Origin of the sequence: uncultured Escherichia sp. (assembly GCF_948475835.1) — a bacterium.
Classification (GTDB): domain Bacteria; phylum Pseudomonadota; class Gammaproteobacteria; order Enterobacterales; family Enterobacteriaceae; genus ECMA0423.
This window is the reverse complement of the sequence record NZ_CAOLGM010000112.1, coordinates 2,096-16,324: the sequence shown is the minus strand read 5'-3', so window position 1 is coordinate 16,324 and position 14,229 is coordinate 2,096. Positions and strand designations below refer to the sequence as shown.

Below are 14,229 nucleotides of genomic sequence, written 5' to 3'. Positions count from 1 at the left end.
AAATTGCTGTTACGCATCCCGATTATGGGTTCACTGATGCGGGGACAAAAACTCACGCAGATCTTTACGATTCTGGCGCTGACACAAAGTGCAGGCATTACTTTTTTGCAGGGCGTAGAGAGCGTCAGAGAAACAATGCGCTGCCCGTACTGGGTGCAACTTCTGACACAAATCCAGCACGATATCAGTAACGGTCATCCCATCTGGCTGGCGCTAAAAAATACCGGGGAGTTTAGCCCGCTCTGTTTGCAATTAGTGAGAACAGGAGAGGCATCCGGCTCGCTGGACCTCATGTTAGACAACCTCGCCCATCATCATCGGGATAACACAATGGCGCTGGCGGATAACCTCGCAGCCTTACTGGAACCGGCGTTGCTGATCATAACGGGAGGAATTATCGGTACGCTGGTGGTGGCGATGTATCTGCCAATTTTCCATTTAGGCGATGCGATGAGTGGGATGGGATAACGCTGGCGTGTTGCTCCACACCAGCGTTGGAAGATTACAGGTTGTTGAAGATGCGGTTTTCTTGTTCCTGCACACGGATAAATGTGGTGCGCTTGGTCAGTTCTTTCAGGCGTGAAGCCCCAACGTATGTACAAGCTGAACGCAGGCCGCCCAAAATATCACGCGCGGTATTTTCAACCGGGCCTCGCAGCGGCAGCTTAACGGTTTTACCTTCTGCTGCGCGATATTCCGCAACGCCGCCAACGTGACGTTTCATCGCAGACTCGGAGCTCATGCCGTAGAACAGCATAAATTTCTCGCCGTTCTCCTCAACGATGCGACCGCCGCTCTCTTCGTGGCCCGCCAGCATGCCGCCAAGCATGACGAAATCGGCACCGCCGCCAAAGGCTTTTGCGACATCGCCCGGCGTGGTGCAGCCACCGTCGCTGACGATCATTCCGCCCAGACCGTGCGCCGCATCGGCACATTCGATTACCGCAGAAAGCTGCGGATAACCGACGCCTGTTTTGACGCGAGTTGTACAAACAGAACCTGGGCCAATGCCAACTTTAACGATATCAGCACCGGAGAGGATAAGCTCCTCACACATTTCACCAGTCACTACGTTGCCAGCACAAATGGTTTTGGTCGGCCACGCTTCACGCGCTTTCGCAACGAACTGCACGAAGTGTTCGGAATAACCATTCGCCACATCAATACAAACGAAGTTTAATGCCGGGTTCAGGTCGAGAATCTGTTTAGTTTTTTCGAAATCCGCATCAGACGTACCGGTAGAAACCATCACATGTTTCAGCACATCAGCGGAAGAATTGTTGATAAACGCTTGCCACTCTTCGACAGAATAGTGTTTATGCACAGCAGTCAAAATATCAAAAGAAGCCAGCGCAGAGGCCATAGAAAATGTACCTACGGTGTCCATATTTGCGGCGATAATTGGCACGCCGGACCAGCTCTGACCTGAATGTTTGAAGGTGAATTGACGTTCCAGTTCAACATCGGAACGGCTTTTAAGAGTGGAGCGTTTAGGGCGGATGAGAACGTCTTTAAAACCTAACTTCAGATCTTCTTCAATACGCATGTGCGGATTCCTGGGGTTAATGGCTATAAGGGTAAGAGCGCAACTCCAGTGACGCTATCATACGCACTAATCAATGCGGCGCAAGACTGCGAAATTGTCTTTTTTTACGCTACAATCCCATAAATTTACCTGGTAAATAGTGAGCGAACGTTTCATCAATTTCGCTTTCGTGCGCTCATTTTTAACGTTTTGATAATCATGATGAATTCCCGGGAATATAAATTATGAGGTATATAGTTGCCTTAACGGGAGGCATTGGCAGTGGCAAGAGTACCGTTGCCAATGCGTTTGCTGATCTCGGAATTAACGTCATTGATGCCGATATTATTGCGCGTCAGGTGGTTGAACCAGGTGCACCTGCGCTACATGCCATTGCTGATCACTTTGGCGCTAACATGATTGCTGCTGATGGAACATTGCAGCGCCGGGCCTTGCGCGAGCGGATCTTCGCCAACCCGGAAGAGAAAAACTGGCTTAACGACCTGCTGCATCCGCTGATTCAGCAAGAGACGCAACACCAGATCCAGCAAGCAACTTCCCCCTATGTACTGTGGGTTGTGCCATTGCTGGTAGAAAACTCACTGTATAAAAAAGCGAATCGAGTGCTGGTGGTGGATGTCAGCCCAGAAACGCAACTTAAGCGCACCATGCAGCGCGATGATGTAACTCGCGAACATGTCGAACAAATCCTTGCTGCTCAGGCAACGCGCGAAGCCCGCCTTGCCGTGGCAGATGACGTCATTGATAATAACGGCGCACCGGATGCTATCGCATCGGATGTTGCCCGCCTGCACGCACACTATTTGCAGCTTGCGTCGCAGTTTGTCTCACAGGAAAAACCGTAATGCAGACCCAGGTCCTTTTTGAACATCCACTAAATGAAAAAATGCGTACATGGCTGCGCATTGAGTTTTTGATTCAGCAACTCACCGTTAATTTACCCATCGTTGACCACGCTGGCGCGCTGCATTTCTTCCGTAATGTCAGTGAATTACTGGATGTTTTCGAGCGCGGCGAAGTCCGCACTGAGCTGTTGAAAGAACTTGACCGGCAGCAACGTAAACTCCAGACCTGGATTGGCGTGCCTGGCGTGGACCAGAGCCGTATTGAAGCATTAATTCAGCAGTTAAAAGCGGCGGGGAGCGTATTAATTTCCGCGCCGCGTATCGGGCAATTTCTGCGTGAAGATCGTTTGATTGCTCTGGTGCGTCAGCGACTGAGCATCCCAGGCGGCTGTTGCAGCTTTGATTTACCTACATTGCACATTTGGCTGCATCTACCCCAGGCGCAGCGCGACAGCCAGGTAGAAACCTGGATTGCCAGCCTGAACCCGCTCACCCAGGCACTTACCATGGTGCTGGATTTAATTCGCCAGTCGGCCCCCTTCCGTAAACAAACCAGCCTGAATGGTTTTTATCAGGATAACGGTGGCGATGCCGACTTGCTGCGCCTGAATCTGTCGCTCGATTCACAGCTTTATCCGCAAATTTCCGGACATAAGAGCCGTTTTGCCATTCGTTTTATGCCGCTGGACACTGAAAACGGACAGGTACCGGAACGTCTGGATTTCGAACTGGCCTGTTGCTAAGGAGTGAAAATGTCAGAAACTATTACGGTGAATTGCCCAACCTGCGGGAAAACGGTGGTGTGGGGTGAAATCAGCCCGTTTCGGCCATTTTGCTCCAAACGTTGTCAGCTGATCGACCTCGGAGAATGGGCTGCTGAAGAAAAACGAATCCCCAGCAGTGGCGATCTTTCCGAAAGCGATGACTGGAGCGAAGAGCCAAAGCAGTGACATTTGTCTGATGCCGCACGTAGGCCTGATAAGACGCGGACAGCGTCGCATCAGGCATCTTGTGCAAATGTCGGATGCGGCGTGAACGCCTTATCCGACCTACAGACGCTTAAGCTTCGCAATTACCGGTTCATTGGCTGGCGGAAAATCATCGGCATTAAGACCGACTAGCGACATCCACTCACCGGGTTGCCCTTCTTTACCCCACGGCTCCCCTTCCCAGCTTTCGACCAGCCAGAACCACAGAGTTATATGCCTGTCCGGGAATTCATATTCCAGTTTTTCAAATAGCGAAAAATGTTGTGGGGTAATCCCGACTTCTTCCTGAAGTTCACGCACCACCGCCTGTTCCGGCGTTTCGCCCATTTCAATTTTACCGCCGGGAAACTCCAGTTTATTCGCCATGTGCGCATCTGCTGCGCGACGCGTTATAAAGATTTCATTGTTCTCGTTGCGAATAATACCTACCGCAATTTGCAGCTTTTTCATTGTCTTAAACCTATAAAAAAGGCGCAGAATCCTGCGCCTTTTACTTCAACTGTTAGCTTTTATTGCAGGCGACCATGGCACTGCTTGTATTTTTTACCAGAACCGCACGGGCAAGGATCGTTACGTCCTACTTTGCGCTCACCGGTTTGCGCCGCCAGTGCAGCTGCGGCTGCAGAGTCGTCATCCTGATGGCTAAGCTGCTGCATTTGCGCTAAACGCTCGGCTTCCATACGACGCTGTTGTTCCAGCTCCTCAACCTCTTCAGGCATACGTACCTGGACTTTGCTCAGCGTGCTGATAACTTCATATTTTAACGACTCCAGCATCGCTGCAAACATGGAGAACGATTCACGTTTGTATTCCTGCTTCGGATCTTTCTGTGCATAGCCACGCAGGTGGATACCCTGACGCAGATAGTCCATCGCTGCCAGGTGCTCTTTCCACAGGGAGTCAAGCGTTTGCAGCATGACGCCTTTCTCGAAGTGACGCATCATCTCAGCACCAACCACTTCTTCTTTACGCTGATACACTTCGATGGACTGCGCCAGAATGCGCTCACGCAGCGTCTCTTCATGCAGTTCTGGTTCTTTATCCAGCCACTCGGCAATTGGTAAATCGAGGTCGAAATCGTTCTTCAGACGTTCCTGCAGCCCCGGAATATCCCACATTTCTTCCAGCGACTGTGGCGGAATGTAGGCATCAATGGTGGCTTTGAACACATCTTCACGAATGCTGTTGATGGTTTCGCTCACATCGCTGACATCCAGCAGTTCGTTACGCTGGGAGTAAATGGCGCGACGCTGATCGTTAGCCACGTCATCATATTCCAGCAGTTGCTTACGAATGTCGAAGTTACGGCTTTCAACTTTACGCTGGGCGTTGGCAATCGCTTTAGTCACCCACGGGTGTTCAATGGCTTCGCCTGGCTTCATACCCAGTTTACGCATCATGCCGGATACTCGGTCGGAAGCAAAAATACGCATCAGCGCATCTTCCATCGACAGGTAGAAACGGGAAGAACCAGCATCCCCCTGACGACCAGAACGACCGCGCAACTGGTTATCGATACGACGGGATTCGTGACGCTCGGTACCGATGATATGCAGGCCACCTGCTTCCAGTACCGCATCGTGACGTACCTGCCAGTCGGCTTTAATTTTTTCAATTTGCTCTGCGGTCGGATTTTCCAGCGCGGCAACTTCTGCCTGCCAGCTACCACCGAGCACAATATCTGTACCACGACCCGCCATATTGGTCGCGATAGTCACCGCAGCCGGATAACCTGCCTGAGCAACAATCGCCGCTTCGTTGGCGTGGAATTTGGCGTTCAGGACGTTGTGCTTAATACCGGCTTTGGTCAGTTCGTTTGACACCAGCTCCGATTTTTCGATGGAGATAGTACCCACCAGCACCGGCTGGCCTTTCGCAGTACGTTCTTTGATATCTTCAATGATCGCCTGAATTTTTTCCGCTTCAGTCATGTAGACCAGGTCCGGCAGATCTTTACGAATCATTGGACGGTTGGTCGGAACAACGACGGTATCCAGCTTGTAGATGGAGCTAAATTCGAAAGCTTCGGTATCAGCAGTACCGGTCATCCCCGCCAGTTTTTCATACAGACGGAAGTAGTTCTGGAAGGTGATCGAAGCCAGCGTTTGGTTTTCGTTCTGGATCTGCACACCTTCTTTCGCTTCCACAGCCTGGTGCAGACCATCGGACCAGCGACGGCCCTGCATGGTACGACCGGTGTGTTCGTCAACGATGATAACTTCACCATCTTTAACGATGTAGTCGACGTCGCGGGTAAACAGCGCATGAGCGCGCAGCGCCGCCGTTACGTGGTGCATCAGCATGATGTTGGCCGGAGAGTACAGAGACTCCCCTTCATCCATGATGCCCTCTTTCACCAGCAGTTCTTCAATCAGCACCAGACCACGTTCGGTCAGGTTCACCTGGCGAGATTTTTCGTCCACCGAGAAGTGGCCTTCGCCCTGGAAGGTTTCGGAGTCTTCTTTTTCCTGACGGATCAGGTGCGGAATAATTTTATTCACGCGTTTATACATTTCCGAGCTGTCTTCTGCCGGGCCGGAAATGATCAGCGGTGTACGCGCTTCATCGATCAGGATGGAGTCCACTTCGTCCACCAGCGCATAGTGCAGTTTACGCTGTACACGTTCTTCAGGGCTGAACGCCATATTGTCGCGCAGGTAGTCAAAGCCGTATTCGTTGTTCGTACCGTAAGTGATGTCAGCTGCGTAAGCTTCGCGCTTTGCCGGTGCTGGCATGCCCGGCAGGTTGATACCGACAGTCAGGCCAAGGAATTCAAACAGCGGACGGTTGTTTTCGGCGTCACGTTGCGCCAGGTAGTCGTTGACGGTAACTACGTGCACGCCTTTACCGGTTAGTGCGTTCAGGTAAGCAGGCAGCGTTGCGGTCAGGGTTTTACCTTCACCGGTACGCATTTCGGCGATGCAGCGTTCGTTAAGAACCATACCGCCGAGTAACTGAACGTCGAAGTGACGCATACCAAAGACGCGCTTACTTGCCTCACGTACCACGGCGAAAGCTTCCGGGATCAGATTTTCCAGCACTTCGCCTTTTTCCAGACGTGCACGAAACTCTGCGGTTTTCCCTTTCAGTTCTTCGTCGGAGAGTTTTTCCATCTCCGGTTCCATGGCATTGATGATGTTGACCACTTTGCGCATCCGGCGCAGGGTGCGATCGTTACGACTACCGAAAACTTTAGTTAACAATTTGATTAGCATAATAAAATCTCAAACGCCCCGCGTTGCGGAGTTAATAAAATGAAGTAAAGGTTTATTGTTGTTAGGTGAGGCGTTGAGGGCCAGCACGGATGCCTTGCGCCTGGCTTATCCAGACGGGCGTGCTGAATTTTGCTTGTGGGGTAAAATGCGCATAATCAATGCGATAACCCTTTTCAGACGGCGTGCCTTCCTGGGTCAGCAGCGCGCTGAGCGTATCCAGTAATGCAAGATGTTGCGCCTGAAGAGGCAAAGATTCTTCAGCAACGGGCAGTGTTTGCGGTGCCATTGCGAAAGAAAGATGACGGATTACCGTGCGAATGGCATGTTGATGCCAGTAATCAACGGAATAGTTCGAATTCGGGCGGCGTGTGTTCGCTTCCAGCAAGGCCAATTGACCAAAGTTAACTTTGGCTGAAGGCTCGTGGTTGCGGGTTGTCGCTTTTGCGGGCGCGTTTGGTTCGGCGGCGTTGCTGAGCGCAGGCAAACCTAAACTCGCCGCAACCATCCCTAATAAGAGATGCGGCCAGAAGTAGCGTTTACCAAACTGTCGCCAGCGCGTCAGTATTCCACTCACGTTATTGCCATCCCGATCGTATTCAAACGTATTTAGCGCACAAATCTTATCATTAAAGCCTGCAGTCCACAGCACGAATGAAGATAAGTTGTGCGGAAAAGTGCTTAAGAAAACAGCGTTCGCACCGTTTTTTATAGCTCTTATAAAATTCAAAAAAAACGACTGGTTCACCTGGCCGGAGAGAGTGCCAGATTTGCCAGTCGAATTTTATACGACAGTATAAATGTCGTTATGCCAGTACAGCTGAAGGCGCTTTGAAGGCCAACGGCAGTTCTGCGTCGTCCTGGAAGGTCACATATTCCCAGGCTTCCTGTTTCGCCAGGACAGCCTGCAGCAGTTTGTTATTCAGTGCATGACCGGATTTATAAGCGGTAAATGCACCAATAATATTGTGACCACACATGAACAAGTCACCGATCGCATCGAGCATTTTGTGACGCACAAATTCGTCTTCAAAACGCAGGCCGTCTTCGTTCAGTACGCGATAATCGTCAACAACGATGGCACAATCGAAGCTGCCGCCCAGGCACAAACCACGGGACTGCAGATATTCGATATCACGCATGAAACCGAACGTACGCGCACGGCTGATCTGGCGCATAAACGCATCAGCGGAGAAGTTCATCGCATAGCGCTGGTTGCTGGAATCAATAGCCGGATGGTTAAAATCGATGGTGAAATCCAGCGAAAAACCATTGTACGGCTTAAATTCAGCCCACTTATCGCCATCTTCGACACGAACAGTCTCTTTGATGCGAACAAATTTTTTGGCGCAGTTCAACTCGTCGATACCGGCGTCAAGCAGCAGGTATACAAACGGAGCGGCGCTGCCGTCCATGATCGGGATTTCCGGCGCGTTAACTTCGATAACAATGTTATCGATGCCCAAGCCCGCGAGAGCAGCATTGAGGTGCTCTACGGTTGAAATCCGTACATCATGCTCGTTGACCAGACACGTACAGAGCATGGTATCACGCACAGATTTGGCATCGGCCGGGAAATCTACCGGTGGATTCAAGTCGGTGCGACGATAGATGACCCCGGTGTTGGCCGGCGCAGGGCGTAACGTCAGGGTGACTTTCTTGCCGGTATGTAAACCGACACCCGTCGCCTGAACGATACGTTTAAGTGTCCTTTGTTTGATCATCGTATTATCTCGCCAAATTACCTATCCAACCGAAGTGTACTATACATTCGGCGGGCCAGTTTAGCACAAAGAGCCTCGAAACCCAAATTCCAGTCAATTCTTAATCAGCTTGCTTACGCAGGAATGCTGGGATATCCAGATAATCCGGCTCTTTCGCAGTTTGCGGCGCATTGTCATTCACGACTTTAGCAACCGGCTTCTGCTCCTGGGTCAGCGGAGCCATCCCATGCTGCTGGTAGCGATCCATCACTGGCTGCTGAACCTGCTTATTGGTCACCAGAGTGATTTCAGGACGTTTGTCCATGCCGATACCTGTCGCAACAACGGTTACGCGCAGCTCGTCATTCATATCCGGGTCAAGAGAAGTACCGATAACCACAGTCGCGTTGTCGGAAGCAAATGCACGGATGGTGTTACCTACCGTTTCGAACTCATCCAGACGCAGGTCGAAGCCCGCCGTGATGTTAACCAGCACGCCGCGCGCGCCAGACAGGTCGATATCTTCCAGCAGCGGAGAAGAGATAGCCATTTCAGCAGCTTCTTCCGCACGGTCTTCACCGCTCGCCACGCCAGAACCCATCATTGCGTAGCCCATCTCAGACATTACGGTGCGTACGTCTGCAAAGTCCACGTTCATCAAACCCGGACGAGTAATCAGTTCAGCGATACCTTGCACAGCGCCTTTCAGTACATCGTTCGCTGCGCCAAACGCATCCAGCAGGGAGATACCGCGGCCCAGAACTTTCAGCAGTTTGTCGTTCGGGATAGTGATCAGAGAGTCCACATGCTTGGACAGTTCAGTGATCCCCTGCTCCGCGAATGCCATACGCTTCTTGCCTTCAAAGTTGAAAGGCTTAGTGACGACAGCAACGGTCAGGATACCCAAATCTTTTGCCACTTCAGCGACGACTGGTGCTGCACCTGTACCGGTACCACCACCCATACCCGCAGCAATAAAGACCATGTCTGCACCTTCCAGCGCCGCACGCAATGCATCGCGATCCTCATCAGCCGCATTGCGGCCAACTTCTGGATTAGCGCCAGCGCCCAGTCCTTTGGTGATACCGCTACCGATTTGAATCGTCTGTCCAACCGCTGTTTTACGCAGCGCTTGTGCATCGGTATTTACCGCGAAGAATTCAACACCTTCAATGCGCTCGCGCACCATGTGTTCAACAGCATTACCGCCGCCGCCGCCGACGCCGATGACTTTAATCACCGCGTCATTGGTAAGTTCCATTGGTTCAAACATAGTTTCTCTCCGATTTGTGCCTGTCGCCTGAGGCCGTAATCATCGTCGGCCTCATAAAAATTAAAACTCTTTTCGCAGCCAACTATTGAGTCGCTTGATCCACGAGCCAACTGATGCTGTAACACGTTTTTCTACTTCAGCTTCACCGTTAAGATGTGACTCTTTCCCATAGTGAAGCAATCCCACCGCCGTCGAATAATACGGCTCCTGAGCATAATCCGTTAAACCGGTAATGTTCAGCGGCGCGCCGATACGCACTTGCGTATGAAACACGCGCTGAGCACAGGCTGCAAGACCTTCGATCTGCGCTGCGCCACCGGTTAATACAATGCCTGCCGCCAGGTGATGTTTAACCCCTTGTTGGCGAAGCTTTTCCTGCAACTGCAATATCTCTTCGTTGACCAGGTTGAGCAGCTCGGTATAGCGCGGCTCGATCACCTCTGCCAGGGTCTGACGTTGCAGACTCCGTGGCGGACGACCGCCTACGCTCGGCACTTCCACGCTCTCATCTTTTCCAACGATGGAACCCAGCGCACAACCGTGGCGAACTTTAATCGCTTCGGCGTCGCTTGGCGGCGTGCCAAAGGCGTAAGCGATATCACTGGTCACGACATTGCCAGCATAAGGAATTACCTTAGTGTGGCGCAATGCCCCACCGGTATAAACGGCGATATCCATTGTACCACCACCGATATCGACGACGCAGACACCCAGTTCACGTTCATCTTCCGTCAATACCGAATAACTTGATGCCAGTCCGGCAAATATCAGTTGGTCAACTTTCAGCCCACAACGTTCAACCGCTTTGACGATGTTTTTCGCCATATCGTTGTGACATGTGATCAGGTGCACTTTTGCCTGCATCCGCACGCCCGAAAGTCCTACCGGATTCTTGATCCCTTCCTGATAGTCAATCGCATACTCTTGCGGGATCACATGCAGCACACGATGTTCATCGCGCACACGCACCGATTTCGCGGTATGGACGACGTTTTCCACATCTTCTTGCGTCACTTCTTCTTCAGAAATAGGCACCATACCAATTTCATTCTGGCAGCTGATGTGCTTACCAGAAAGCGCCAGATATACCGAAGAGATCTGACAATCTGCCATCAATTCTGCCTGGTCAATGGCGCGTTGTACGCACTTGACCACGGATTCGAGGTCGTTCACCCCGCCTTTATCCATACCACGTGACGGGCAGCTGCCCACGCCAATGATATTGACCATACCGTCGGGCAGAACTTCCCCTACTAAAGCGGCAACCTTCGCGGTACCAATCTCCAGTCCTACTACCAGTTTTCTGTCCGTCGCCTTGATCATTGTTGTTCTGCCTGTGCCTGATTTTGTTGCTGAGTAGATTCCTCTGGCGGCAAGGGCGCCCAGCCTACTGCCGCTCCAGAGTCATAACGCAAATCAACGTAGCTAATCCGTTTGCCATCGGTTTGCGCCTGCTGCTGTAAAACCGGATAAAGTTCTACAAAGCGAGCCAAACGTTTCATCGTATCGCCCCGGCCAAGATTGAGCTTAATATCGTTATTCAGCGTCAACTGCCAGGAACGCCGCGCGGTCATCGCCGCTTCCTTCAGAGTAAATCTGTCCTTTGCCAGCATCTGCCCCATTTCGCGATAGCCCTGCAACACTTCATTGGCGCTGCCTTCCGGGCCATACAGCATTGGAAGCACCTGCTTGCTGGTGCGATCTGGCGGCACGCTGAAGGTGTTTCCTTCCGCGTCTACCATGTGTTGATCATTCCACCGCGCAATCGGCACATATTCAACCAGATGAATCTTCAATTCATCAGGCCACTGCTTTCTGACGCTCACCTGCTTAATCCACGGCAGGCGTTGTTCTATTTGCGTCTGGATGATGTTGACATCCTGGGTCATAAAGGTACCCGGCTCACCCAATGCCAGGATCGACTGCCGGATATCGTCATTACGCGTGTAATGGCGTTCACCGGTCAACACCAGCTTTGAGAGCGGCAGGCGTTGCGCATCTTCCATCCAGCCCAACACGACCCAGCCGCTCACCAACACTGTCGTTAAAACGGTCAGCAGGAAAAGGATCCCCGCCAGACGCGTTCCATTATTGCGGCGAGAAGAAACCTCTTCTTCGCTGTTTCGCGTGTTCAGAGCAGCCTGCGACATATTAGTCCGCCAGTTCCAGAATTCGTACTACCAACTGCGAGAAGCTCATACCTGCCTGACGTGCCGCCATCGGCACCAGGCTGTGGCTGGTCATACCCGGTGAGGTATTGGCTTCCAGCAGATAAAACTGTCCATCGCTGTCCAGCATAACGTCAATACGTCCCCATCCTTTGCAACCTAACGTCGTCCATGCTTTCAGCACTAATTCCTGCAAATTGGCCTCTTGTGACGCTTCCAGACCTGCGGGGCAGAAATACTGTGTCTCATCAGAGAGATACTTCGCCTCATAATCATAGAAGGTTCCGGACGGTTGAATACGTATTGACGGTAAAATTTCTTCACCGAGTATCGCAACCGTGAACTCCGGCCCACTTAGCCATTTTTCAATCAATACTTCTTCATCGTGCTGAAATGCCAATCTTAATGCATCTTGTAGAGCATTTTCTGCTACTACTTTTGACATTCCCACACTGGAACCTTCGCGGCTCGGCTTAACGATAACCGGCAAACCCAGAGCAGAAATTTCTGCTAACTGCTTATCGCTCAGGCCTTTTTCAAACTCTGCGCGGGTTAACGCTACCCACGGCGCGACCGGTAAACCGGCACCTTGCCACAGCAGTTTGCTGCGTAGTTTATCCATTGAAAGCGCAGATGCCATCACTCCGCTGCCGGTATAAGGCAAGCCCATCAGCTCGAGCATGCCCTGCAGCGTACCATCTTCACCGCCGCGACCGTGTAGCGCGATAAACACTTTCTGAAAACCCATCGACTTCAGTTGCGTCACGTCGACTTCTTTCGGGTCGACAGGATACGCATCAATACCGCCTTCACGCAGCCCGGCTAACACCGCTGCGCCAGAATTCAGAGAAACTTCCCGCTCAGCGGAAGTCCCGCCCAACAGGACCGCGATTTTATCAGTCATGTTGTTCTTCCTCCGGAGTTTGCGGCTTCAGTTTGATTTCAGCTAAAGAACGGGCAATTTTTCCGATATTACCAGCCCCCTGAACGAGAATCAGGTCGTTACCGGTTAATACCGGTGCCAGCATCTCGGCTACCTGCGCAGGGTCCGGCACCAGAATGGGATCAATTTTCCCACGTCCACGAATTGTGCGACACAGCGAACGGCTGTCCGCTCCCGGAATTGGCGCTTCGCCAGCCGGATACACTTCCAGCATCAACAGGGTATCAACCTGCGTCAGCACATTGGCGAAATCATCATACAGGTCGCGCGTACGGGTAAAACGGTGCGGCTGAAACAGCATTACCAGGTTTTTATCCGGCCAGCCTGCGCGCGCCGCTTTAATGGTGGCGTCAACTTCCGTCGGGTGGTGGCCGTAGTCATCGACCAGCATTGCCGTACCGCTTTTACCATTCACTGGCTCCAGCGGGAATTCACCGAGGAAATCAAAACGGCGCCCAGTCCCCTGGAAGCTCTCCAGCGCACGTAAAATAGCCTCGTCATCAATTCCCTCTTCCGTAGCAACCGCAACCGCAGCTGCGGCGTTCAGCGCGTTATGACGACCTGGCGCATTCAGGGTGACGCGCATCGGCTCTTTGTCCTGGCGCAGCAGCGTAAAGTGCCCCTGCGGGCCAATCTGCTGATAATCTTCTACACGCACGTCGGCATCTTCGCTGAAGCCGTAAGTCGTGGTCTGACGTCCCACTCGCGGTAACAATTCGCGGATCACCGGATCATCAACACACATCACCGCACGACCGTAAAACGGCAGGTTGTGCAGAAAATTAATAAAAGTCTGTTTTAAATTCTCAAAGTCGCCCTGGTAGGTATCCATGTGGTCGGCTTCGATATTGGTGACAATCGCCACCATCGGTTGCAGATGCAGGAACGATGCATCACTCTCATCTGCTTCGGCAATCAGGTACCGACCATGCCCCAAACGCGCATGAACCCCCGCCGCTTTTACCAGCCCGCCGTTAACGAAGGTTGGGTCGAGCCCCGCTTCTGCGTAGATGCTGGAAACCATCGCGGTGGTTGTCGTTTTGCCGTGCGTTCCTGCAATGGCGATGCCATGACGAAAACGCATTAACTCAGCCAGCATTTCGGCACGACGGATCACCGGAATACGCGCTTCATGAGCTGCGACAATTTCCGGGTTATCGGCAGAAATGGCGCTGGAAACAACGACCACGCTGGCATCACGTACGTTTTCCGGGCGATGGTTGAAATAAATCGTCGCTCCCAGATTCATTAACTGCTGCGTGACCGGATTTGGCGCTAAATCGGAACCACTGATCTGATAACCTTCATTGGCCAGAACTTCGGCAATACCGCCCATACCGGCACCACCGATGCCGACAAAATGTATGTGCCGAACGCGACGCATTTCGGGCACGATGGAACGCAGTTTTGCCAATTGTTGTGTATTCATTCTTTACGCCATTAACTTCTTAAATTCATACGATGCAAAAGGCATCGCTACAATTACGCCCGGGCAGCCCGGCTCACTTCATTTGCCACTCGCTCGGTGGCATCCGGAATGGATGCAGCGC

The 14,229-nt window shown here is 52.0% G+C and carries 15 protein-coding genes and 1 pseudogene (1 of these 16 running past the window's edge); 4 read left to right on the top strand and 12 right to left on the bottom strand.

Annotated features, from left to right (window positions below; genetic code table 11):
• A partial coding sequence (locus QZF50_RS18430) for a type II secretion system F family protein (RefSeq protein WP_290388939.1) occupies positions 1–468 on the top strand: 468 nt, incomplete at its 5' end.
• A gap of 34 nt (positions 469–502) precedes the next feature.
• Here QZF50_RS18430 and guaC read toward each other — a convergent pair.
• A complete protein-coding gene (gene guaC / locus QZF50_RS18425) occupies positions 503–1,546 on the bottom strand; it encodes a GMP reductase (protein WP_001217338.1) in 1,044 nt (347 codons plus the stop codon).
• A gap of 155 nt (positions 1,547–1,701) precedes the next feature.
• A complete protein-coding gene (locus QZF50_RS18420; RefSeq protein ID WP_120795372.1) occupies positions 1,702–1,746 on the bottom strand; it encodes a protein YacM in 45 nt (14 codons plus the stop codon).
• A gap of 24 nt (positions 1,747–1,770) precedes the next feature.
• Here QZF50_RS18420 and coaE point away from each other — a divergent pair, with 24 nt between their 5' ends.
• From coaE to yacG, 3 genes are read left to right on the top strand one after another with little or no spacing between them, the layout of a single operon-like run.
• Entirely contained in the window at positions 1,771–2,391 is a 621-nt protein-coding gene (gene coaE, locus QZF50_RS18415; RefSeq protein WP_001269527.1) for a dephospho-CoA kinase, read from the top strand.
• Positions 2,391–3,134, top strand: coding sequence for a cell division protein ZapD (gene zapD, locus QZF50_RS18410; RefSeq protein WP_001194734.1), 744 nt, complete (start codon positions 2,391–2,393; stop codon positions 3,132–3,134). The genes coaE and zapD overlap by 1 nt, the downstream gene beginning before the upstream one ends.
• Before the next feature lie 9 nt (positions 3,135–3,143).
• Positions 3,144–3,341 carry a DNA gyrase inhibitor YacG gene (gene yacG, locus QZF50_RS18405; protein ID WP_000005042.1) on the top strand — a complete coding sequence of 66 codons (198 nt, stop codon included), beginning with the start codon at positions 3,144–3,146 and terminating at the stop codon, positions 3,339–3,341.
• A gap of 99 nt (positions 3,342–3,440) precedes the next feature.
• Here yacG and mutT read toward each other — a convergent pair whose 3' ends face one another.
• The 10 genes and pseudogenes from mutT to murG form a co-directional block, all read right to left on the bottom strand.
• A complete protein-coding gene (gene mutT, locus QZF50_RS18400) occupies positions 3,441–3,830 on the bottom strand; it encodes an 8-oxo-dGTP diphosphatase MutT (RefSeq protein ID WP_000736013.1) in 390 nt (129 codons plus the stop codon).
• A gap of 59 nt (positions 3,831–3,889) precedes the next feature.
• Entirely contained in the window at positions 3,890–6,595 is a 2,706-nt protein-coding gene (gene secA, locus QZF50_RS18395) for a preprotein translocase subunit SecA (RefSeq protein ID WP_000905789.1), read from the bottom strand.
• A 61-nt stretch (positions 6,596–6,656) separates the two neighbouring features.
• Entirely contained in the window at positions 6,657–7,169 is a 513-nt protein-coding gene (secM, locus tag QZF50_RS18390) for a secA translation cis-regulator SecM (protein ID WP_000014321.1), read from the bottom strand.
• A 229-nt stretch (positions 7,170–7,398) separates the two neighbouring features.
• Positions 7,399–8,316: a UDP-3-O-acyl-N-acetylglucosamine deacetylase gene (gene lpxC / locus QZF50_RS18385; protein ID WP_000595482.1), complete on the bottom strand. Its 918-nt coding sequence runs from the start codon at positions 8,314–8,316 to the stop codon at positions 7,399–7,401.
• 100 nt (positions 8,317–8,416) lie between these two features.
• On the bottom strand, positions 8,417–9,568 hold the full coding sequence (ftsZ, locus tag QZF50_RS18380) for a cell division protein FtsZ (RefSeq protein ID WP_000462776.1): 1,152 nt from the start codon (positions 9,566–9,568) through the stop codon (positions 8,417–8,419).
• Between the two features lie 60 nt (positions 9,569–9,628).
• Positions 9,629–10,891, bottom strand: coding sequence for a cell division protein FtsA (gene ftsA / locus QZF50_RS18375; protein ID WP_000588474.1), 1,263 nt, complete (start codon positions 10,889–10,891; stop codon positions 9,629–9,631).
• Positions 10,888–11,718 (bottom strand): cell division protein FtsQ, encoded by an 831-nt coding sequence (gene ftsQ, locus QZF50_RS18370; protein ID WP_000075744.1) that lies wholly within the window; start codon positions 11,716–11,718, stop codon positions 10,888–10,890. The genes ftsA and ftsQ overlap by 4 nt, the downstream gene beginning before the upstream one ends.
• 1 nt (position 11,719) lies before the next feature.
• Positions 11,720–12,640, bottom strand: coding sequence for a D-alanine--D-alanine ligase (gene ddlB, locus QZF50_RS18365; protein ID WP_000130059.1), 921 nt, complete (start codon positions 12,638–12,640; stop codon positions 11,720–11,722).
• Positions 12,633–14,108: a UDP-N-acetylmuramate--L-alanine ligase gene (murC, locus tag QZF50_RS18360; RefSeq protein WP_001096048.1), complete on the bottom strand. Its 1,476-nt coding sequence runs from the start codon at positions 14,106–14,108 to the stop codon at positions 12,633–12,635. Before murC ends, ddlB begins: the two co-directional genes overlap by 8 nt.
• Before the next feature lie 53 nt (positions 14,109–14,161).
• Positions 14,162–14,229 (bottom strand): annotated as a pseudogene (gene murG, locus QZF50_RS18355) (undecaprenyldiphospho-muramoylpentapeptide beta-N-acetylglucosaminyltransferase); it runs 986 nt beyond the window's last position.